Below are 23,537 nucleotides of genomic sequence, written 5' to 3' on the forward strand. Positions count from 1 at the left end.
GCGGGCGGCGCGAAGGGGGCCGCGGGGGTTCAGGGGGTGGCGCGAACCAGCTCGCGCAGGCCGTCCAGCATCCCCGTCAGCAGCTCGGCGACGGACGCCTCGGTGAAGTGCCCGGCGGGGTAGGTGCAGCTGAACTCCAGCCGCCCGCCTTCCACCGAGCCGACCACGTCCAGCGGGTGCGCCCGGCGCTCCGCGGGGTGGTGATCGGCGCCGCCGTGCGGAAGGGGACGCACCACCAGTCCGTCGCCGGCGGCCGCGGAGTCCCACTGCCCCAGGTAGTTGAAGCCGACCAGGGCCCGCACCGGGTCCAGCCGGGGGCGGCCCGGCCGGTCGGCGGTCAGGTGGCGCAGCGCGCCGTAGCCGATGCCGTGCCGCGGTACCGCACGCAGCTGCCGCTTGACCGTACGGACCGCCGCGGACATCGGTGCGTCGGCCGGCACGGCCAGCGCCAGCGGGTGGGCGGCGGTGAACCAGCCGACCGTACGGGACAGGTCGACGCCGTCCAGGAAGTCCTCCCGACCATGGCCCTCCAGCTCGACCAGGGTGCGGTCCCGGCCGGTCCAGCCGGACAGGGCCCGGCCGAGCGCGGCCAGCAGCACCTCGTTGATGCGCGCCCGGTGCGCCCCCGGGACCCGGCGCAGCAGTGCGTCGGTCTCCTCCGCGGTCAGCTGCTCGTGGACGGTCCGGGCCTGCGACACCAGCCCCGGGTCGGGGACCGCGGGGGCGTCCGCCGTGGCGGCCCGCCAGTACTCGGACTGGTCGTCGAAGCCGCCCTCCGCCGTGAACTGCTCCAGGCGCCGCGCCCACTGCCCGAAGGAGGTGCTGCGCGGGCCTAGGTCGACGTCCTTGCCGGCCGACAGCTGGCCGTACCCGATCCGCAGGTCGTCCAGCAGGACGCGCCAGGAGACGCCGTCCACGACGAGGTGGTGCGCGGTCAGGAAGAGCTGGGGCGGCCGGTCGGCCGGCGTGAACAGCGCCGCGCGCAGCAGCGGCCCGTCGGTGACGGACAGGCCGGTCTGGGCCGCGAGGACCGCCGCGTCGATCCGGTCCGGCAGCTGCTCCTCCGGGGTGCCGGAGAGGTCGAGGTGCACGAAGTGCCAACGGCCGTCGGGGCGTTCGACGACCTCCTGGCGCCACTGGCCGCCGACGCGGGTGAATCGCAGCCGCAGCGCGTCGTGGCGGGCGACCACGGCCGCCAGCGCGGCCCGTACGGCGTCGGGGTCGGCGCCGGGGGCGAGTTCGAGCAGGACGGACTGGTTGAAGTGGTGCGGGTTGGCGGTGTGGGTGTCGAAGTACCAGTGCTGTACGGGGGTCAGCGGCACCGGACCGGCGTCCGGCTGCCCGTCCCGCTCCGCCCCGGAGGTGTCGGCGGTGCGCACCAGTTCGGCGAGCCGGGCCACCGTCCTGGCCTGGAAGAGCTCCTTGACCGTCAGTTCCAGCCCGGCCTGCCGGGCGCGGGAGACCACCTGGGTGGACAGGATGGAGTCGCCGCCGAGGTCGAAGAAGGCGTCGTGCACGCCGACCCGCTCGACGCCGAGGACGGTGCGGAAGACCTCCGCCAGCACCTCCTCCCGTTCGGTGCGCGGCGCGACGTGCTCGCGCCGCGCCGTCACCGGTCGCTCGGCCAGCGCGCGCCGGTCCACCTTTCCGTGCGCCGTCAGCGGCAGCCGGTCCAGCACGGCGAAGGCCGACGGGACCATGAACTCCGGGAGCAGCGCGGTCAGTTCGTCGTGCACCCGGCCCGGGTCGAGCGTCTCCCCCGGGGCCGGGACCAGGTAGCCGACCAGTTGCTTGCGCCCGCCGTGGTCCAGCGCCAGGGCGCACGCCTGGTCCACCCCGGCCAGTCGGCCCATGGCGGTCTCGATCTCACCCAGCTCGATCCGGAAGCCGCGGATCTTCACCTGGTCGTCGGTGCGCCCCCGGAAGTCGAGGTCCCCGCCGGGGAGCCAGGCGCCCAGGTCGCCGGTGCGGTACAGCCGGGCCCGGGGGTCGTCGCTGAACGGGTGGCGGACGAAGCGCTGCCCGGTCAGTTCGGGACGGCCGAGGTAGCCCCGGGCCACGCCCCGTCCGCCGATGAACAGTTCACCGGTCACGCCGACCGGGACCGGCCGCAGCTCCTCGTCCAGGACGTAGACCTCCACGCCGGCGATCGGCTTGCCGATGGGCAGCCGGGCGGCGTCCGCGGGGATCTCGCCCTCGAACAGCGCCGCGCCGACGGTGGCCTCCGTGGGCCCGTAGCCGTTGACGAAGCGGTGCCGGCCCGACCAGGCGCGGGCCAGCTCGACCGGACAGCGGTCGCCGACCGCGAGCACGGTCGAGCCCGCGGCGAGGTCGGTGGGCTCCAGGGCCGCGAGGGCCGCGGGCGGCAGGCTCAGCAGCACCGGCTCGCCCTTCGCCAGGCCGATGACCAGCTCGGGTCCGATCGCCTCGACTCCGGCCTCGGGCAGGCACAGCGTGGCGCCGGAGGTGAGCGCGAGGAAGGTCTCCCACACCGCGCCGTCGAAGCTAGGCGAGGACAGCTGGAGCACCCGGCCGCCCACCCCGAGCCCGAACCGCCCGGCGGTGGCCGTGACCATGTTGACCAGCCCGCGGTGGCGGAGCAGCACGCCCTTGGGGGTGCCGGTGGAGCCGGAGGTGTAGATGACGTACGCCAGCGCCTCCGGCCCCACCCGCGGCTCCTCGACGGTGTCCGTGCCGTCGCCGTCGCCGGGCCACGGCCCGTCCACGGCGATGGCACGGGTGGCCGTGTCCGCGAAGTCGCCCAGCAGCGAGCGCTGCGTCAGCACGACCGGCGCCGCGGTCTCCGACAGCATCAGCTCCCGCCGGGCGGGCGGGAAGGCGGCGTTCAGCGGGAGGAAGGCGGAGCCCGTCCGCAGCGCGGCCAGGGTGGCCACCACCAGGTCCGGGCCGCGGTCGAGACAGATGCCCACCACCGACCCGGGCGTCACCCCCACGGCGGCCAGGTGTCGGGCCAACTCGCCCGACCTGCGGTCCAGTTCGCCGTACGTCAGCCGCTGTTCGCCGCACTCCACGGCGACCGCCCCGGGATGCTCCGCCGCACGCCGGGCGATCAGCTCGTGCACGCCGACGTCGTCGATGTCCGGCGCGGGGGTGCGGGCCCACTCGCCGGTGAGCCGCCGGTGCTCCTCGTCGGTCAGCAGTGCCAGGTCCGTCCAGGGCAGGTCGGGTGCGGCCGCGATCGAGCCGAGCAGCGTCACCAGGTGTCCGCACAGCCGCCGTACGGTGGCGGCGTCGAACAGGTCGCCGCTGTACTCGACGTCGACGCCCAGCGAGCCGTCGGGCCGCTCCTCGAAGCCGAGGACGAGGTCGAAGCCCGTACTGGCCTGGGGGAGCCGGTACTGCTCGACGCCCAGCCCGCTGAGTTCCAGCCGCGCCTCCGGGGCGTTCTGCAGGACGACCAGGACCTGCGCCAGCGGCATCCGGCCCGCGTCCCGCTCGGGCTGGACCGCGTCCACCACCTGCTCGAAGGGCACCTCCTCGTGCTGGAAGGCCTCCAGCACGGATTCGCGCGCGCCCGCCAGCAGCTCGGTGAACGACCGGCCGGTTTCCAGCCGGGCCCGCAGCACCAGGGTGTTCAGGAAGAAGCCGACGACCCCCTCCAGGCCGGGGTGCCCGCGCCCGGCCACCGGCGTTCCGACGGCGACGTCGCGCTGCCCCGTCCAACGGGCCAGGAGCACCTGGACGGCCGCGGTCAGCGTCATGAACAGTGTGGCTCCGCACTCTCGGGACAGGGCGCGCAGCCCGTCGGCCACCCCGGCCGGCACGAGGACGGACTCCACGTCCCCGCCCGAGGTGCGCACGGCCGGCCGGGGCCGGTCGGCCGGCAGCTCCAGCGGCGACAGGCCGGCCAGCCGCTCCTTCCAGTAGGCCAGCGACGGCGCCAGCGCGTCCGGTGAGCACTGTTCGCGCTGCCACACCGCGAAGTCGGCGTACTGCAGCGGTACCGGCGCCAGGTCGGCGGCCCGGCCCTCGCGCCCGGCCCGGTACAGCTCACCGATCTCCCGGGTCACGATGCTCATCGACCACCCGTCGTGGTTGATGTGGTGCAGCGTCAGGACAAGGACGTGCTCCCGCTCCGCCAGGCGGACCAGCAGGGCCCGCAGCAGCGGGCCGGTGCGCAGGTCGAAGGGCCGGGCCAGGTCCCGCGCCACCGCGCGGTCCAGCTCCGCCTGCCGGTCCGCACCGTCCAGTCCGCTCAGGTCGACCTGCTCGAAGGGGAGGGCGAACTCCTCGCCCGGGGTCTGCACCGGTGTTCCGTCGACCGAGTCGAAGGTCGTGCGCAGCGCCTCGTGCCGCCGCACCACGCCGATGAGGGCGGAACGCAGCGCCCCGGCGTCGAGCTCACCGGTCAGCCGCAGCCCGAAGCAGGAGTTGTAGCCGACCGACTCGGGGTCCAACTCGTGGAGGAACCACAGGCGTTGCTGGGCGAAAGACATCGGCAGCGGCCCGCTGCGCGGCACTGTCGGGATGCCCGGTTCCTCGGCCGGACCGGAGGCTCCGGCCAGGCGGCGCAGCAGTTGTTCGCGCAGGTGCGCCGGCAGCGCGGCGATCCTGTCCTCGCGCGATGTGGACACGTCTCAGGCCTTCCGTTCCGGGCCGGCGGCGCCGTCCGCTGTGGTTCCCTCGGTGGCGGTGCGTTCCAGCTCCCGCAGCAGCGCCTCCTCGATCAGCTCGGCGAAGCCGGCCAGCGTCGGGGTTTCGAGCAGTTCCCGGAAGCTGGGCCGGACGCCGAAGGCCCGCTTGATCTGGGAGAGCGTCTTCAGGCTGAGGATGGAGTGCCCGCCGAGGGTGAAGAAGTTGTCGTGGACGCCGACCCGCTCCACCTCCAGGACGTCGGCCCAGATCTTCGCGAGGGCCTTCTCGGTGTCGGTGCGCGGTTCCACGTACCCGGAGCCCGCGGCCTGTGGCACCCCGGTCTCCAGCAGGGCCTTGCGGTCCACCTTGCCGTTGGCGTTGAGCGGGAACCGCGCCAGCGGCACCAGCACCGGCGGCACCATGTAGTCCGGCAGCCGCTCGGCGAGGTGGGCGCTCACCGCCTCGGCGTCGAAGGCCGCCGGGTCGGCCACCCGGACGTATCCGGCCAGGCGCCTGGCCTCGCCCTCGCCGAGGACCGCGACCACCGCCTCCTCGACGTCCGGGTGGCCGGTCAGCGCGTGCTCGATCTCCCCCGGTTCGATCCGGTAGCCGCGCAGCTTGATCTGGTGGTCCAGGCGGCCCAGGAACTCCAGCGTCCCGTCGGGCAGTCGGCGCACCCGGTCGCCGGTGCGGTAGAGGCGCTCTCCGGCACCGAACGGGGCCCGGACGAAGGACCGCGCCGTCAGCTCCGGCTGTCCCAGGTACTCCCGGGCCAGGCCGGCCCCCGCCAGGCACAGCTCGCCGGTGGCGCCCACCGGCAGCAGGGTGAGGTCCTCGTCCAGGACGAACGCCTGGGTGTTCTGCACCGGGAGGCCCAGCACCGGGCGCTCGCTGTCGGCCAGCCGGGTGGTCACCGCGTCCACCGTGCACTCGGTCGGGCCGTAGAAGTTGAAGCTCACCAGGTCCGGGCGGGCGCGCAGTCGGTCCCACAGGGGCCGGCCGATCGGCTCGCCTCCGAGGGCCAGGCCGCGCAGCCGCAGCCCGGGCCGCTCCAGCAGGCCGGTGTCGGCCAGCTGCTGGAGGTACGACGGCGTGGTCTGCAGGAACTCGATGCCGTGCTCGACGAGGTAGTCGGCCAGCGCCTGGGCGTCCCGGCGGGTGGTGTCGTCGACGATGTGCAGCTCGTTGCCGTCGGCCATCCACAGCACCGGGTTCCAGGAGGCGTCGAAGGACACCGGGGCCAGGTGCGCCACCCGCACCGCCCGGCCGTCCGCGGTCGCCCGGACCGGGCCGAAGACCGTCCGCCGGTGGCTGTCGAACAGGTTGGCCAGGCTCCGGTGCTCGACCACCACGCCCTTGGGGCGCCCGGTCGAACCGGAGGTGTGGATGACGTACGCCGCGTCGTCCGGGGAGACGGCGACCTCGGGCGCGGTGTGGGGCCGCGCCGCGATCCGCTCCCGCTCCTCGTCCAGGCTCACCACCGCGGCCCCGCCCTGCGGCAGTCGCCCGCGCAGGCTGCGCTGGGTGACCACGACGGGCGCCGCGGTGTCCTCCAGCAGCACCGCCAGCCGCTCCACGGGCGCCGCGGGATCGACCGGGGTGTACGTGCCGCCGGCCTTGAGCACCGCCAGCAGCGCCGTGACCAGGTCCGTGCCGCGCTCCAGCAGCACCGCCACCGGGGACTCGGCGGCCACGCCCCGCTCGGCCAGGTGGTGCGCCAACCGGTTGGCGGCGGCGTCGAGTTCGGCGAAGGTGAGCCGGCCGTTCCGGTCGGCCACCGCGACCGCCTGCGGGGTGCGCGCCGCCTGCTCGGCGAACCGGAAGTGCACCGGGCGGTCGTCGAAGGTGATCCGCGGGCCCTGGTGCGCGGTGAGCACCTCGCGCCGGTGTTCGTCGCTCAGCTCGCCGAACTGCGCGACGGTGCGCTCGGGGGCGTGGGCGATCTCCTCCAGCAGGGCGCGCAGGTCGGCGAGGACGCGCTCGGCGGTCTCCGGCTCGAACAGCACCGGGTCGTAGGCGAGCCGGAAGCCCAGCCGTCCGGCCGGGAACACCGCCAGCACCATCGGGAAGTTGGTGAACTCCAGCGCCTGCGGGTCGCGCAGGCTCACCCCGTACCCGGCGCCCATCTCGCCCTCGTACGGGTAGTTCTCGACCACGATGTAGCTGTCGTAGAGGCTGGTGCCGGCCGGGACCTGGGCCCAGCCGCGGATCTGCGACAGCGACACGAACTCGTGGCTGCGTGCCTCGGACTGTTCCTGCTGCAGGTCGGCCAGCCAGTCCAGCAGCCGCCGTTCGCCGTCGACCCGGGTGCGCACCGGGATGTTGTTGATGAAGATGCCGGCGATCGTCTCGACCCCGGGCAGGTCGGCCGGCCGCCCGGACACCGCGGATCCGAAGCACACGTCGGTGCGCCCCGAGTAGCGGGCCAGCAGCAGCGCCCAGGCGCCCTGGGCGAGCGTGTTGACGGTCAGCCGGTGCCGCTTGACCAGCTCGCCGAGCGCGTCCGAGGTCTCCTGCGGGAGCTGGAAGGAGACCCGGGCCCGGGATCCGGTCCACTCGGTGCCCGGCAGGTCGTGGTCGACCGGCAGCGGGGTCGGGGACGTGTGGCCCTCCAGCACGCCCCGCCAGTACCGCTCGGCGGTTGCCGGGTCCTGGCGGTCCAGCCAGGCCACGTAGTCGCGGAACGGCCGACGGGCCGGCAGCGGGCCCTGCTTGAGGCCGCGCACCCGCAGGTAGTGCTCCAGCAGCTCGGCCAGCAGGTCGGCGCTGCTCCAGCCGTCCAGCAGCACGTGGTGCGAGGTCCACACGGTGCGCACGCTGCGCTCGGTCTCGGCGATCAGCGTGACCCGGGACAGCGGCGCGGCCGTCAGGTCCATGCTGCGGGCCCGCTCCTCGTCCATCAGCCGCTCGAAGCGCCCGGTGCGCTCGGCCTCGGTGAGGCCGGTCCAGTCCAGCACCTCCACCGGCATCCGGACACCGTGGTGCACGACCTGCAGCGGGTCGTCCACGTCCTCCCAGGCCACCGCGGTGCGCAGGATCGGGGTGCGGTCGGTCAGCAGCTGCCACGCCTCGGCCAGCGCGGCGAGGTCGTCCACGCCGTCCAGGACGAACGACAGGTGGCCCAGGTAGATGCCCTCCCCGGACTCCTCGGTGAGGCTGTGGAACAGCAGGCCGCTCTGCATCGGCGTCAGCGGGTAGAGGTCGTCGATCCGGCCGCCGTGTTCGGTGAGCCGGTCGAGCGTCGGCTGGTCGATCCGCGCCAGGGGGAAGTCCGAGGGCGTTGCGCCGCCGGTGCCGGCCCCGGCGCAGTGCGCGACGATGCCGCCGAGAGCGGCGACCAGGCGCTCGCCGAGCCGTTCGACGGTCGCGGGGTCGTGCACGGCCGCGGAGTGGAACAGGGTGATCTCCAGGCGGCCGCCCCGGACCTGGGCGACGATGTCCAGCAGGTACTCCAGCGTCTCCTCGGGCGCCTGCTCGGTGCCGAAGCCCAGCCGGACGCCGCGCACCAGTCCGCCGTCGGCCGGCGAATCGTCGGCCTGCCCGAGGTAGTTGAAGCACACCTGGGCCCGCGGGGTCTCGGCGAGGATCTCGGCGGGCGCGCCGGCCGGGCTGAGGTGGCGCAGCGCGCCGTAGCCGACGCCGCGTCGCGGCACCGCGCGCAGCTGCTCCTTGACCGCCTTCAGCCGCTCGCCCCAGTCCTCGCCGGACGGGGTGAGCGCCACCGGGAAGGCGCTGGTGAACCAGCCGGCGGTGCGGCTGGTGTCGACGTCGTCGAAGAGGTCCTCGCGCCCGTGGCCCTCCAGGTCGAACAGCACGCTCGGCCGGCCGGTCCAGTCGGCCAGTACGGTGCCGAGCGCGGTGAGCAGGACGTCGTTGACCTGGGTGCGGTAGGTCGCCGGCACGTCCTGCAGCAGCGCCCTGGTGTCCTCCGCCCCGACGGACACCCGCACCTCGCCCACCGAGGCGACGGTCGCCGTGCCCGGGCGGTCGACCGGCAGGCCCGGCTCGCCCCGGCGGCCGGTGGCCACCCAGTGGTCCAGCTCGTCGTCGAAGCCGCCGGCCGCGGTGTGCTCGGACAACCGCAGCGCCCAGTCCCGGAAGGAGGTGGTCCTCTCCCCGAGGTCCACCGCCGCGCCGGCCACCGCCTGGGCGTAGCCGGTCTCCAGGTCGGCGAGCAGCTGCTGCCAGGAGACCGCGTCGACCACGAGGTGGTGGGCGGTCAGGAACAGCTGGGGGGAGCGTCCGTGGCCCGGGCGGAACAGCGCCCCGCCGACCAGGGGACCGGCGGCGAGCTCGAAGCCCGCCTGGATCCGGGCGGCTGCCCGGTGCATCGCCTCCTCGGGCGCGTCCTGCCCGGACAGGTCCACCTCCTCCAACGGCCAGCCGGTGCCCGCCGGGGCCACCTCCTGCTGCCATCGCCCGTACGCGCTGGTGTAGCGGGCCCGCAGTTGGTCGTGGTGGTCCGGCAGGGCGTCGAGGGCGCGGCGCAGCGCGGCGGTGTCCGGCTCCCCGGCGAGGTCGACGAGCACCGACATGGTGGAGTGCTGCGGTGCGGTCCGGTGACGGTCGAAGAAGGTGCGCTGGATCGGGGTCAGTGGCACGCGGCCGGTCACCGGCTCGGAGCGCCGGGTGCCGGCCGCCTGACCGGCCGTCTCGGCGGCGGTCGTCGCGAACGCCAGCTCGGCGACCGTCTGGTGGGCGAACAAGTCCTTGGACGACAAGGTAATCCCCTTCTGTCGTGCTCGGGTCACGACTTGGATGCTCAAGATGGAGTCGCCGCCGAGGTCGAAGAAGTTGTCCTCGACCCCGACCCGGTCGACCCGCAGGACCTGGGCCCAGACCTCGGCGAGGGCCTGCTCCACCCGGTTGCGCGGCGCCACGTGCCCGGTGCCGCGGGCGGTCTCCGGGTCCGGGGCGGGCAGGGCGCGGCGGTCGACCTTGCCGTTGGCGTTCAACGGCAGCGCGGCCAGCTCCACGAAGACCGTCGGCACCATGTACCGCGGCAGCACTTCTTCGAGGTGGCCGCGCAGCTCGCCGGCGGCGAACGGCCGTCCCGGCACGCGTACGACGTACCCGACCAGGCGGGGCGCGGTCGCGCCGTCCGTCCGCGCGGCGGCCACCGCGTCGGCCACCGCCGGGTGGCGACGCATGGCGGCCTCGACCTCGGCCAGTTCGATCCGGAAGCCCCGGATCTTGACCTGGTCGTCGGAGCGTCCGGCGAACTCGATGTCCCCGTCGGCCCGCCGGCGGACCAAGTCCCCGGTGCGGTACAGCCGGCTTCCGGGCTCGGTGGCGAACGGGTCCGGCAGGAAGCGCTCCTCGGTCAGTTCGGGGCGGTTCAGGTAGCCCCGGGCCACCCCGGGGCCTCCGATGTACAGCTCGCCCACGACTCCGACCGGGACGGGCCGGCGCGCCTCGTCCAGCACGTAGGTGCGCACGCCGGGGATCGCCTGCCCGACCGGCACCCCGGCGCCGTCCGGCAGCCCGGTCGCCCGGACGCGGTAGGCGCAGGACTCGACGGTGGCTTCGGTGACGCCGTACGAGTTGAGCACCTCGGTGCCCTCGGCCGCCCGGGCGAGCAGCCGGCGGCAGTCCTGCGTCCGCCAGTTGTCGGAGCCGACCGCGAGGACCCGCAGCGGCGGCAGTCCGGTTCCCCGCCGCTCGGCCTCCTCGACCAAGGCGTTGGCCAGCGACGGCACGGTCTCCAGGTGGGTCACCCGGGCCGTGCGCATCAGGTCCAGCAGCAGCCCGGGGTCGGTGGTGGCCTCGGCGGGTGCGATGACCAGCGTTCCGCCGTGGCACAGCACGTGCGCCAGGTCAGAGACGAACACGTCGAAGGACATGCTGGCGACGTTGAGCTGGCGGGCGGGCGGCACTTCCGCCGTCCGGTACACCCGCTTCCAGGACTCGGCGGCGAAGACGACGCTGCGGTGCTCGACCATGACGCCCTTGGGCCGCCCGGTGGAGCCGGAGGTGTAGATGACGTAGGCCAGGTGGCCCGGGGTGACGCCGGACTCCGGGGTCCGCGCGGGCAGGCCGGCGATCCGCGGCCACTCCTCGTCCAGTCGGAGCACCGGCACGCCGTCCGGCAGCCGGCCGGCCACCGACGCCTGGGTGAGCACGAGCCGGGCGGCGCTGTCGGCGATCACGTACTCCAGTCGCTCGGCGGGGTGCCCGGGGTCCAGCGGCAGGTAGGCGCCACCCGCCTTGAGCACGCCGAGCAGGGCGACGATCATGGGCAGCCCGCGCTCGACGCAGATGGCGACCACCGTGTCCGGGCCCACGCCGCGCACGGCCAGCTCCTGCGCCAACCGGTCGGCCGCCTCGTCCAGTTCGGCGTAGCTGAGGGAGGCCGAGCCGTACACCACCGCCTCGGTGTCCGGGGTGAGCCGGGCCTGCCGGGCGATCAGCTCGTGCAGGCAGCTGTCCTGGTCGAAGGGGAGGGGCGTGCCGCTCCAGTCCCCGAGCAGCCGGGACCGCTCCTGGTCGGTGAGCATGCTCAGCTCGGCCACCGTACGGTCCAGGCCGTCGGACGTGCCGCGCAGCAGTGCGGCCAGGTGCTCGGCCATCCGGGCCACCCGGGCCCGGTCGAACAGGGCGGGGTCGTAGGCGAGTTGGAGGGCGAGCCGGTCGCCGTCGAGGTGGGCGGTGAGGTCCAGCGGATAGCTGGTGGTGTCCACCGCGGCCACGTCGGTGACCGCGAGCCCGTTCTCGGCCGCCACGCCGTCGTTGCCCGGGTAGTTCTCGAAGACCACGATGCTGTCGAACAGCCTTGTTCCACGCGGCAGTTCGGAGGCCGACTGGATCCGGGGCAGCGGCGCGTACTCGAAGCGCCGGGACTCGACCTGCTCCTCCTGCAGCCGCCGCAGCCAGTCCAGCAGGTTGTCCTCCTCGGCCACCGTGGTGCGGACGGGCAGCGTGTTGAGGAAGTTGCCGACCATCTCGCCCACGCCCGGCAGGTCGGCCGGCCGGCCGGAGGCGGTGGCGCCGAAGCAGATGTCCTGCTCGCCGCTGTAGCGCGACAGCAGCAGGGCCCAGGCCCCTTGGACCACCGTGCTGAGGGTGAGCCGGTGGCTGCGGGCCCGCTCGACGAGCGCGGCGGAGCGCTCCGGCGAGAGTTCCACCCGGACCCGCTCGGCGGACTCGGACTGGTGGCCCGGGGCGGGGAGGCGGTCATACGGGAGCGGGGTGGGCGAGTGCAGCCCGGCCAGCGCCCGCCGCCAGTGCGCCTCGGCCTCGGCGGCGTCCTGGTGGCCGAGCCACTGGACGTAGTCGCGGAACCGGGGCCGGACCGGGACGGCCTGCTGCGGCGCCACCCCGTCCGCCAGGGAGCGGTACTGGGCGAAGACGTCGCCGAGGATCCGGGAGGTGCTCCAGCCGTCGAGGACGATGTGGTGGAAGGTCCACACCACCCGGACGGCGTCCTCGCTCTCCCTCGCCAGCACCACCCGGGTCAGCGGTGCGCGGGACAGGTCCATCCCGGCCCGCCGCTCCTGCGCCGTCAGCTCCTCCAGCAGACGGGCGCGTTCGTCCTCCGTGCGGCCGCGCCAGTCCAGGGTCCGGACGGTCAGCCGGGCGTCGCGCCGCACGATCTGCAGCGGCTGCTCGACCCCCTCCCACACGAGGTGGGTGCGCAGCGCGGGGGTCGCCTCGGCCACCCGGTGCCAGGCCGTCTCCAGGGCGTCGGTGTCACCGGCGCCCTCCAGCCGGAAGGCGACGTGGTCGAGGTAGGCGCCGTCCGGCTCGGTGAGGGCGTGGAAGAGCATGCCGCTCTGCATCGGGGTGAGCGGGTAGATGTCCTCGACCTGGCCGCCGGTCCCGGCCAGCAGGTCGACCCGCGCCTGGTCGAGACCGGCCAGCGGGAAGTCGGAAGGCGTGGCGCCGCCGACGCCCGGCTGCAGGCAGTGCCCGATCAGCGCGCGCACCGCGTCGGCCAGGCCGTCGATCAGCTCCTGAGCGGTCCCCTCCGCGTGCACGTCCTGCCCGTAGTAGAGGGTGAACTCCAGTTCGCCGCCACGGACTTCGCCGACGATGTCGAGCAGGTGGGGGCGCTCCTCCAGCGGGCTGTGGTCCCGGCCGAAGTCGAACTCGACGGCCGTGCACAGCCCGTCGCCACCGGCGTCCTGCCACTGCCCCAGGTAGTTGAAACTGACGGCCGGGGCGCACTCGGGCAGCACGGACCGCCCCGCGGCCGGGTAGCGCAGCGCCCCGTAGCCGACGCCGCGCTGCGGGACCGCCCGCAGGCCCTCCTTCACCGACTTGATCAGCTCGCCCGGCCCGGCTCCGCCGGGAACGTTCAGCAGGACGGGGAAGATCGAGGTGAACCAGCCCGTGGTCCGCGAGACGTCGACCCCGTCGAGGATCTCCTCGCGGCCGTGCCCCTCCAGGTCGACCACCACCCGCTCCTCGCCGGTCCACCGGCACAGGACCTGGCCGAGGGCCGTGAGCAGGATGTCGTTGACCTGGGTGCGGTAGACCGCCGGGATCCGGTGCAGCAGGGCGTCGGTCGTCCCGGCGTCCAGCGCGGCCCGCACCCGGCGCACCGAGGCCATGGTGTTCCCGCCGTCGCGGTCGACGGGCAGCGGCGCGGCCGGTCGACCGGCCACCTCTCGCCAGTGGTCCAGCTCGGCGTCGAAGCCGCCCGCGGCGGTGTGCTCGGCCTGTCGGCGGGCCCAGTCGAGGAAGGAGGTGGTCTTCGCGCCCAGGTCCACCGGCCGGCCGGCCGCTGCCTGGGCGTGGGCCCGCTCCAGGTCCTCCAGCAGGATCCGCCAGGACACCCCGTCGACCACCAGGTGGTGAACGGTCAGGAACAGCTGGGCCGGCTCGCCCGGCGCGCCGGTGAACAGCAGGGCGCGGAGCAGCGGCCCGTCTTCGAGGCTGAGTCCGGCCTGGGCCCGCTCGGCCACGGCGAGGGCGGCCCGGCGCCGCTCCCCGGCGGCGAGGCCTCCCAGCTCGACCCGTTCCAGGGTGGGCCCCTCCCCCACCGGCAGGTTGACCTGGTACGGCTCGCCGCCCCGGCGGCGGAAGCGCATCCGGAGCGCGTCGTGGTGCGCGACCACGGCGCGCAGCGCCGCCGCCACCGCCCGCTCGTCGGTGCCGGGGGCGAGGGTGAGCAGCACGGACTGGTTGAAGTGGTGCGGGGCCCGGGTGTGATGGGCGAAGAACCACCGCTGGACGGGGGTGAGCGGCGCATCCCCCGTGACCGGCCCTGAGTCGGCTCCGGCGGTGACCGGTACGGCGGCCCGCGCCAGCTCGGCCACCGTCTGCCGGGCGAAGACGTCCTTGGAGGTCAGCTCCCAACCGGCCTGTCGGGCCTGGGCGACGACCTGGATGCTGAGGATGGAGTCGCCGCCGAGATCGAAGAAGTTGTCGCGGGTGCCCACGCGCTCGATGCCGAGCACCTCGGACCAGACCCGCGCCAGCGCCTGCTCGGCCTCGCCGGTCGGGGCGGCGTAGCCGGCGCCGGGGGTGTGCCGGTCGGCGGGGGCGGGCAGGGCGCGCCGGTCCAGCTTGCCGCTGGCGGTGAGCGGGAACTCCGCGAGCGCCACGAAGGCCGAGGGCACCAGGTAGCCGGGCAGGTGGGCCTCGGCGAAGACCCGCAGCTCGGCCGGATCGGGAGCGTCGCCGTCCGACGGCCGGACGTAGCCGACGAGCTGCTTGCGGGAACCGTCCTGACGGACCACCACCACGGCGGCGGAGAGCCGCGGATGCTGTTCGAGGACGGACTCGATCTCGCCGGGCTCGATCCGGTAGCCGCGCACCTTGACCTGGTGGTCGGTACGGCCGAGGAACTCCAGGGTGCCGTCGCCGCGCCAGCGCACCAGGTCGCCGGTGCGGTACAGCCGGGCGCCGGGCGTGTCGGAGAAGGGGTCGGCGAGGAAGCGCTCCTCGGTCAGCTCGGGCAGGTTGAGGTAGCCACGGGCGACCCCCGGCCCACCGATGTACAGCTCGCCCGCCACCCCCGCGGGCACCGGCGACCGGCGCTCGTCCAGGACGTACACCGAGGTGTTGGCGATCGGGCGGCCGATCGGGATCGGGCTGGTGCCGTCGGCCCCGCACACCCGGTGGCAGGCGGCGAAGGTGGTGGTCTCGGTGGGTCCGTAGCCGTTGACCAGGCGCTGCGGCGGCGCGGTCGCGAGGACCTGGGCCACCCGGCGGGGATTGACCGCGTCCCCGCCGAACAGCAGATTGCGCAGGCTGCCGAACGCGGCCGGGTCGACGGCCACCACCTGGTCGAACAGCCCGGCGGTCAGCCACATCGTGGTGATGCCCAGCCGTTCGATCGCCCCGGTCAGCGCCCGGGCGTCCAGCAGGGTCTCCCGCTCCAGCGGCACCAGCCGCGCCCCGGCGGTCAGCGCGCCCCAGATCTCGAAGGTGGCGGCGTCGAAGGTGACGTCCGCGGCCTGGGCCACCACGTCGTCCGGGTGCAGCGGCGCGTAGTCGTTGCCGGTGACCAGCCGGACGATCGAGCGGTGCTCGACCACCACGCCCTTGGGGGTGCCGGTGGAGCCGGAGGTGTACAGCACGTACGCCGCGTCGCCGGGACCGACCGTCACCGGAGGGGCGTCCTGCGGGCGGGCGGCGATCGCCCCGGCCTCCTCGTCCAGCAGGACGGTCCGGCTCCGGCCGGCGGGTATCCGGTCGGCCAGGCTCCGCTCGGTCAGGCACACCGGCGCCCCGGTGTCGTCCAGGATGTGCGCCAAGCGCTCGGCCGGGTGGTCGGGGTCGAGCGGCACGTAGGCGCAGCCCGCCTTCAGCACGGCCAGCAGGGCCTGGTAGAACTCGGCGCCGCGCGGCAGGCAGACCGCGACGTGGTCGCCGGGCCGGACGCCCTGGGCGATCAGGTGGTGGGCGAGCCGGTTGGCGCGCCCCTCCAGCTCCCGGTAGCGGAGCGGGCCCGCCGCTGCGTCGACCGCGACGGCGTCCGGGTCGCGCCGGGCCCGGTCGGCGACCAGGCCGTGCACGGTGGCGTCGGCCGGGTACGGGACGCGGTGGTCGCCCCACTCCCGGGTGAGGGTGTGCAGTTCGCCGGCCGTCAGGAGCGGCAGGTCCCCGACCGGGCGGTCCGGGTCGGCGACGATGCCCGCGAGCAGCTCGCCCAGGTGCCCGGTGAGCCGGGTCACGGTCGCGGCGTCGAACAGGTCGGTGTTGTACTCGACCGTCCCGGCCAGTTCACCGGAGGCGGTCTCGGTGAACTCCAACGTCAGGTCGAAGACCGAGGACACCGACGGCGGACGGAACTCCGTCACCTCCAGTCCCGGCAGCGCGATCTCGCCGGCGGGGGCGTTCTGCAGGACGACCGCGGCCTGCACCAGCGGGGTGCGGCTGGGGTCCCGCTCGATGTGCAACGCGTCCACCAACCGGTCGAACGGGACGTCCTGGTGGGCCAGCGCCTCCCACACGGTGTCGGCGACCCCGGCGAGGAAGCCGGTGAAGGGAAGGTCGGCGTCCACGTCCGAGCGCAGCACCAGGGTGTTGACGAAGAAGCCGACCAGCGGCTCCAGTTCGGTGCGGTCCCGCCCCACGCTCACCGTGCCCACCGCGACGTCCCGCTGCCGGGAGTAGCGCGCCAGCAGCACCTGCGAGGCGGCGACCAGCGCCGAGAACAGCGTGCCGCCGTACCGCTGGCCCAGCTCGGCCAGGCCCCGGGCCACCTCGGCCGGGACGCTGAACGGCGCCAGCGCCCCGTTGGTGGTGCGGACGGCCGGCCGGGGCCGGTCGGTGGGCAGCTCCAACGGCTCCACCCCCGCCAACCGGTCTTTCCAGAAGGCGAGTTCCGACTCCTGCCGGGCCTCGGTCAGGCTCTCCCGCTGCCAGCTGGCGAAGTCGCGGTAGCGCACCGGCAGCCGGGCCAGTCGGTGCTCACGGCCTTCCAGCGCCGCCCCGTAGAGCTCGCCCAGCTCCCGGGCGATCACCCCCTTGGACCAGCCGTCGGCCGCGATGTGGTGCACGGTGAGCAGCAGGACGTGCTCGGCAGTGCCCAGGCGCAGCAGCAAGGCCCGCAGCAGCGGCCCCTCCACCAGGTCGAAGGGGCGGCCGAGTTCGGCCCGCAGCAGCTCGTCCGCCCGGGCCTGCCGGGCGTCCTCGGGGAGCCCGCCGAGGTCCTGGACGGCCAGGCCCACCGGCCCCGCCGGGCGGACCACCTGGTGCGGCCGCCCCCCGGCGGTGGCGAAGGTGGTGCGCAGCGGCTCGTGCCGGGCGACCAGTCGGCCGAGGGCAGCGGCGAGCGCTTCGACGCTCAGTTCTCCGCGCAGTTGCAGCCCGATGGCGGAGTTGTACTCGGTGCTGCCGGACTCGTACCGGTCGAGGAACCACAGCCGCTCCTGCCCGAAGGACAGCTGGGCGGGCCGGGCGTCGTCGACCGGCGGGATGGCGGCGGACTCCGGGTCCGCCTCCGTCCGGGCGTTCAGCCGCTCTTCGAGCAGCGCGTCGAGGGCGGCGTCGTCCAGCTGGTCGAAGTCATCCGGCCCGGCTGTGCCGGCGATCTGGTCGGGCATGTCATTCCCCTCGTGCGCTGGTGGTGCGGACAACGGCGTCCGGTCGGGTCCGGCGCAGCTGCGCGCGGGCCTTGTCCCGGACCACGCCGGCCAGTTCGGACACCGTCCGGGCGGTGAAGACCTCGCGCACCGAGACGGTGACGCCGAAGTCCTCGCGGATGCGGGAGACGGTCTGCAGGGTGAGGACGGAGCTGGCACCGAGGGCCGTCAGGTCGTCCAGGACACCGATCGGCTCGGTGTCCAGGACCTGCTCCCAGATGCGGGTCAGCGCCCGCTCCACCGCGTTGCGGGGCGCGACGTGGTCGGCCCGGCCCTGCGGACGGGCCGACGGCCGGGGCAGGGCGTTGCGGTCGATCTTGCCGCTGGTGGTCTCCGGGAAGGCGGCCAGCACCAGGATGTGGGCCGGCACCATGTACTCGGGCAGTCCGACGCCGAGTTGCTCCCGCAGCTTCTCCGGGTCGGGTTCGCCGGCGCCGTCCGGTACCACGTACCCGGTCAGCACGGCGGAGCCGGAGGCGCTCGGCTGGGCGATCACCGCGGCCTTGGCCACCCCGGGCAGCCGCGACAACGCGTTCTCCACGTCGCCCAGTTCGATGCGGTAGCCGCGGACCTTGACCTGGTTGTCCAGCCGTCCCAGGAAGTCCAGTTCGCCGTCGGGCAGCCACCGGACCAGGTCGCCCGTGCGGTACAGCCGCTCCCCCGGGGCGAAGGGGTCGGGGACGAAGCGCTCCTCGGTCAGCTCCGGGCGGTTGAGGTAGCCGCGGGCCAGGCCCCGGCCGCCGACGAACAGCTCACCGGGCACGCCGGCGGGCACCGGCCGGAGGTTCTCGTCGAGCACGCGGGTGCGGGTCCCGGCGATGGCCGAGCCGATGGACGGCAACCGCTCGTCGGAGGCGTCCCCGCGTTCGCGCAGCACGGCGGCTGTGGTCAGCACCGTGGTCTCGGTCGGACCGTAGTGGTTGACCAGCGTGAACGGGGCGTCCGCGGGCAGCCGGCGGCGGACGACGTCGGCGCCGGTGAGCATGAAGCGCAACTCCCCCTTGTAGAGGCCAGGTTGGTCCAGCACGGACTCCAGCCGCGGCGCCGGCACCACGGTGTGGGTGATGCGGTGGGCCCGGAACCACTCGACCAGCAGGTGCGGGTCGTCCAGCCGCTCGTCGGGGACGAACCACACGCTCGCCCCGGCGCCGAGGTTGCCCCACTGCTCCAGCACCGTCGGGTCGAAGCCCGGCGCCACCAACTGCGAGGCACGGTCCTCCGGGCCCACCCGGTAGTAGTCGCGGTACCACCGCAGCAGGTTCAGCACGCTGCGGTGCTCGATCTGCACGCCCTTGGGCCGGCCGGTGGAGCCCGAGGTGTAGAACACGTACGCCAGGTCGCCGGGGCCGGTCGGGACCTCGGGCGGCCCGTCCACCGCCTCCCCGTCGGCGTCCTCCACGTACAGCACCCGGCCGTGCTCGGGCACCGGACCGTCGGCCGGGTGCCGCCGGGCGACCACCACCCGCACCCCGGCGTCGTCCAGGATGTCCGCGGCCCGCTCGGCCGGCACCGCCGGATCCAGTGGCAGCGCCGCGGCGCCCGCCTTGAGGACGGCCAGCTGACCGACGGTCATCTCCAGGCCCCGGCCGGTGCGGACGGCGACGACCTCGCCCGGGCGCACCCCCTCGGCCACCAGCCGCCGCGCCAGCGCATCGGCCCACCCGTCCAGCTCGCCGAACTCCAGGCGCCGGGCACCGGCCACCACGGCGAGTCCGTGCGGTCGGCGGCGCACCTGCTCGGCGAGGAGCGCGGGCACGCTCCGGTGCTCGGGCGCACCGGTGCCCGGGTCCGGGCTGCTCCAGCGCTCGACCAGTCGGCGCTCCGCCTCGCCCATCAACGGCAGCTCGCCCAGCGTGTGGTGCGGCTCGGCGGCCATCGCCGCCAGCAGCACCAGCAGGTGGCCGGACATCCGTTCCACGGTGGAGCGGTCGAACAGGTCGGTGTTGTACTCCAGCCGGCAGGACAGCTCCCCGTCCCGGTCCTCGAACTCGAAGCCCAGGTCGAACATCGAGGTGACCCGCGGTGCGCGCACCTCCTCGGCCCGCAGCCGGGCGGACTCGACGGTCTGCGCCCGGTGCAGGGTCACCCCCGCCTGGAACAGCGGGGTGCGGCTCGGGTCCCGCTCCGGCTGCAGTTCCTCGACCAGGCGGTCGAAGGGCAGCTCCTGGTGGGTGAGCGCCTCCAGGACGATGCGCCGGGTCTCGGCCAGGAACTCCCCGACGGTCGCCTCGGGGCGGACCGAACCGCGCAGCACGAGGGTGTTGACGAAGTAGCCCAGCACGTTCTCCAGCTCGACCCGGTCGCGCCCGGAGACGATCGTGCCCAGCGCCACGTCCCGCTGCCGGCTGTAGCGGGACAGCAGCAGCTGCACCGCCGCCACCAGCGCGGCGAACAGCGTGACCTGCTGCTCGCGGCACAACTCGCCGAGCTTTTCCGCCAGTTCGGCGGGGATGGCGAAGACGTGCTGGTCGCCCGCCGAGGTGCGGACCGGCGGACGGGTCCGGTCGGTCGGCAGTTCCAGCGGACCGACGCCGACCAGCCGACGCCGCCAGTACTCCAGGTCCTCGCGCGGCCCGGCGCCACTGCGCCGCTCCTCCTCGGCGCGCTGCCACACGGCGTAGTCCGGATACTGCACCGGCGGCGCCTCCGAGCCCGCCGGGGTGCCGGTGGCCGCCTCCTCGTAGAACGCGCAGAACTCCCGCGCCAGCACGTTCTTGGACCAGCCGTCGGTGATGATGTGGTGCATGTCCAGCACCAGGACGTGCTCCCGCCCGGACAACCGCACCAGCACCACCCGCAGGAGCGGGCCGCGGCGCAGGTCGAACGGGAGCGACGCGTGCTCGCGCAGCAGCCGGTCCAGCTCGGCGTCGCGCTCGGCCGCCGGGCGGTCGGACAGGTCCACCCGGCGCACCGGCACCTCCACCGTGTCGTGCACCCGCTGCACGCCCCGGCCGTCGACGACGTCGAAGGTGGTCCGCAGCGCCTCGTGGCGGGCGACCACCGCCCGCAGCGCGGCCTCGGCGGTGTCGGCCTCCAGCTCGCCGGTCAGCCGCAGCACCAGCGGCGAGTTGTACTCGATGCCGCCGGGCTCGTACTCGTGCAGGAACCACAGCCTCTGCTGTCCGTACGACAGCGGCAGTGGCCCGCCGCGGTCGACCCGCCGCGGACCGGCCCCGCTCCGGGAGCCGTCCAGTCGCTGGGCGAGCGCGGCCACCGTCGGGGCTTCGAACAGGGTGCGGACGGACACCTCGCTGTCCAGCGCCGCGCGGATCCGGCTGACCAGCCGGGTGGCCAGCAGGGAGTGCCCGCCCAGGTCGAAGAAGCTGTCGTCGATGCCGATCCCGTCGACGCCCAGCACCTCGCAGAACAGGGCGTGTAGTTGCTCCTCGCGGGCGATCCGGGGCCCGCGCCGGGTCTCGGCCGGTTCCAGGACGGGCGTCGGCAGCGCGGCCCGGTCGGCCTTGCCGTTGGGGGTCATCGGCAGCTCCGCCAGCGGAACGACCGTGGCCGGGGTCATGTAGTCGGGCAACGCGGACGCGGCGTGCTCCCGCAGCCGGGCCGGGTCCAGCCGCCGGCCCGCGGCCGCGACCGCGTACGCCACCAGCCGGATGTCACCGGGCCGGACCTCGGTGGCCGTCACCACCGCCGTGGCCACGTCCGGGTGCCGCTCCAGGACGGCCTCGATCTCGCCCGGTTCGATCCGGAAGCCGCGGACCTTGACCTGGTGGTCGCTGCGGCCGAGGAACTCCAGGGCGCCGTCGGTGGCCCAGCGGGCCACATCGCCGGTCCGGTACAGCCGCGCGCCCGGCTCGCCGGAGAACGGGTCGGCCACGAAACGCTCCGCGGTCAGCCCGGGGCGGCCGTGGTAGCCGTGCGCGACGCCGGCCCCGCCGAGGTAGAGGTCACCGGCCACACCGACCGGCACCGGCCGGAGCCGGGCGTCCAGCACGTACGCCCGGGTGTTGGCGATGGGGGTGCCGATGGCCGGGGCGCCCGGGCGGCCGTCGAGCCTGGCGGCGGTGGACCAGATGGTGGTCTCCGTCGGACCGTAGAGATTGACGGCTTCCGCCCCGAGTTCCCGCAGGGTCCGCGCCAGGGCGGCGGGCAGGGCCTCGCCCCCGACGGCGATCCGCAGTCCGCGGACGGCCTCGGGCTGCTGCTCGCACAGCGCCTGCCACAGACCGGGGGTGGCCTGCATGACCGTGGTCCCGGTGCCGGTGATCAGGCCGGCCAGGGCCCGCGGGTCGCGGACGGTCTCCCGGTCGGCCAGCACCACGGTGGCCCCCGCGGTCAGCGGCAGGTACAGCTCCAGGGCAGCGATGTCGAAGGCGACGGTGGTGACCGCCGTCCACACGTCGGCGGGAGTCAGCGGCAGCAGGTCGGCCATCGCGGCGAGGAAGTTGGCCAGCGCCCGCCGGCCGACCACCACGCCCTTCGGCCGCCCGGTCGAGCCGGAGGTGTGGATGACGTACGCGGGCTGGTCGGCGCCCGGCACGGTGCGTCGGCCGACCGCGACCGGCGCGGTGTCCGGCAGCGCCGCCAACTCGTTCTCGGTGTCCGCGTCGTCCAGCACGAGCAGGCGGGCACCGGTGGCAGGCAGCCGCCCGGCCGTGCGGCTGTCGGTGATGACGGCGACCGGCCGGGTGTCGGCCAGCGCATGGGCGATCCGCTCGGCCGGGTACTCCGGGTCGAGCGGCTGGTACGCCGCGCCGGTCTTGGCGACCGCGAGCAGGGCCGCCGGCAGATCGGTGCCGCGGGGCAGCACGAGCGCGACGAAGGCGCCGGGGACCGCACCCCGGTCGGCCAGGGCCCGGGCGAGCCGGTTGGCCCTGGCGTCCAGCTCCGCGTAGCTGCTGGTCCGGCCCGCGTGCACCACGGCCGGGGCCTGCGGGCGGGCGCGCACCTGGGCTTCGAAGAGGTCGGCGACGGTGCCGTCCGGGATCGGCCCGGCGGTGGCGTTCCACCGGGTCAGCACGCGCTCGCGCTCGCCGGTGTCCAGGACGTCGAAGCCGTCGAGCGCCCGCTCGGGGTCCTCGACGGCCTCGGCCAGCAGCCGCGGCACGGCCTCGGCGAGACGGCGCGCGGTCGACTCGTCGAACAGCTCGCGGCTGTAGTCGACCAGCAGGTCCAGGCCGCGCGGGGCGCCGTCCGCGTGCTCCGGCACCGCCCGCACGTGGAGGTCGTACGGCGAGCCGGCGGCGGGCACCTCCCAGGTCCGGGCCGCCAGGTCGCCGAAGGCGTCCGGGGCGGGCACCGGGTGGACGAGGTCGAGGACGACCTGGCACAGCGGGTGCCGGTTCAGCGCCCGGTCCGGCCGCAGCGCGTCGACCAGCCACGGGAAGGGCAGCCCGCCGTGCGCACGGGCGGCGTCGGCGGTGGCCGCGCAGGCCCGCACCAGGTCGGCGAAGCTCCCGCCGGCCGGCACCGCGGTCCGCAGCACCACCAGGTTCTCCAACGGACCGACCGCGGCCGACTCGCCGTCTCCCCGGGTGCTCACCGCCGTGCCCAGCGGCAGGTCGTCGCCCGCGCCGAAGCGGCGCAGCACGACGGCGAGCGCGGCGTGCAGGACGGCGAAGGCCTCGGTTCCGGTCCGGGTGGCCAGCGCCTCGACGGCGCGATGGCACCGGGCGTCCAGGCGCAGCCGGAGCCGGGCACTCTCGTACGTGGCGGCCACCGGGCGGGTGCGGTCCGCCGGGAGCTGGAGCTGTTCCGGAGCTCCGGCCAGGGCGCCGCGCCAGAACTCCAGTTCGACCGCAGCGGCCGACGACGGCCGGTCGGACGTTCCGAGGTTCTGACGTTCCATCACTTCGGCATGTTGGAGCGGCCGTTCACTCGACGGGGCCTCACCGCGACAGCGGGCGGCGTACGCTTCGGCCAGGTCGCCCAGCAGGGGCCCCCAGGACGCCTCGTCCCCGGCGATGCGGTGCAGCACCAGCAGCAGGACGTGTTCGTCGGAGCCGAGCCGGAACAGCTCGGCACGCAGCGGGGTGTCCCGGGTCAGGTCGAAGGGGCGGGCCGCCGCCTCCGCCAGCCGCCGGTCGAGCGCGGCCGGGTCGGCCGAGCGGACCGCCAGGTCGGCGAACGGCTCGTGCGCGGGACGCGGTTCGGGGCGGCAGCGGTCGTCCTGCTCGACGTGGACGGTGCGCAGCAGGTCGTGGCGGGCCAGCAGGTCGGCCAGCGCGTCGCCGAGCGCGGACGCATCGAGGGCACCGGCGAGTCGGACGGCGCGGGCCGTGGTCGCACCGGCGCCGGATTCCTGGAGCCGGTTCAGGAACCACAGCCGCCGCTGGACCGGTGACAATCCTCCGCTCTCGGCGGCCGTTTCCGCGGAAACCAGCCGGGTGCCGTTCGTTCCTGTCACTTCCATACTCCAGCGAATGAGTCGTGCGAGAAGGGAGGGAGGCT

General features: G+C 74.8%; 3 protein-coding genes. All 3 read right to left on the reverse strand.

What is annotated here, in order from left to right; all coding sequences use genetic code 11:
* Window positions 1–29: 29 nt before the first annotated feature.
* Genes ACIG5E_RS15540 through ACIG5E_RS15550 form a run of 3 tightly spaced genes read right to left on the reverse strand, consistent with a single transcriptional unit; the run spans window position 30 to window position 23,493 of the window.
* Entirely contained in the window at window positions 30–4,595 is a 4,566-nt protein-coding gene (locus ACIG5E_RS15540; RefSeq protein ID WP_396533928.1) for an amino acid adenylation domain-containing protein, read from the reverse strand.
* 3 nt (window positions 4,596–4,598) lie between these two features.
* Window positions 4,599–17,093, reverse strand: coding sequence for an amino acid adenylation domain-containing protein (locus ACIG5E_RS15545; protein WP_396533929.1), 12,495 nt, complete (start codon window positions 17,091–17,093; stop codon window positions 4,599–4,601).
* 1 nt (window position 17,094) lies between these two features.
* Window positions 17,095–23,493, reverse strand: a complete 6,399-nt coding sequence (locus ACIG5E_RS15550; protein ID WP_396533930.1) for an amino acid adenylation domain-containing protein — start codon at window positions 23,491–23,493, stop codon at window positions 17,095–17,097.
* Between the last annotated feature and the right edge of the window lie 44 nt (window positions 23,494–23,537).

Origin of the sequence: Kitasatospora sp. NPDC053057 (genome assembly GCF_044546945.1) — a bacterium.
GTDB lineage: Bacteria > Actinomycetota > Actinomycetes > Streptomycetales > Streptomycetaceae > Kitasatospora.

What these genes read in the sequence shown, in the direction of transcription:
- ACIG5E_RS15545 (WP_396533929.1), bottom strand. Translation starts at nt 17,093, where the DNA reads ATGCCCGACCAGATCGCCGGCACAGCCGGGCCGGATGACTTCGACCAG.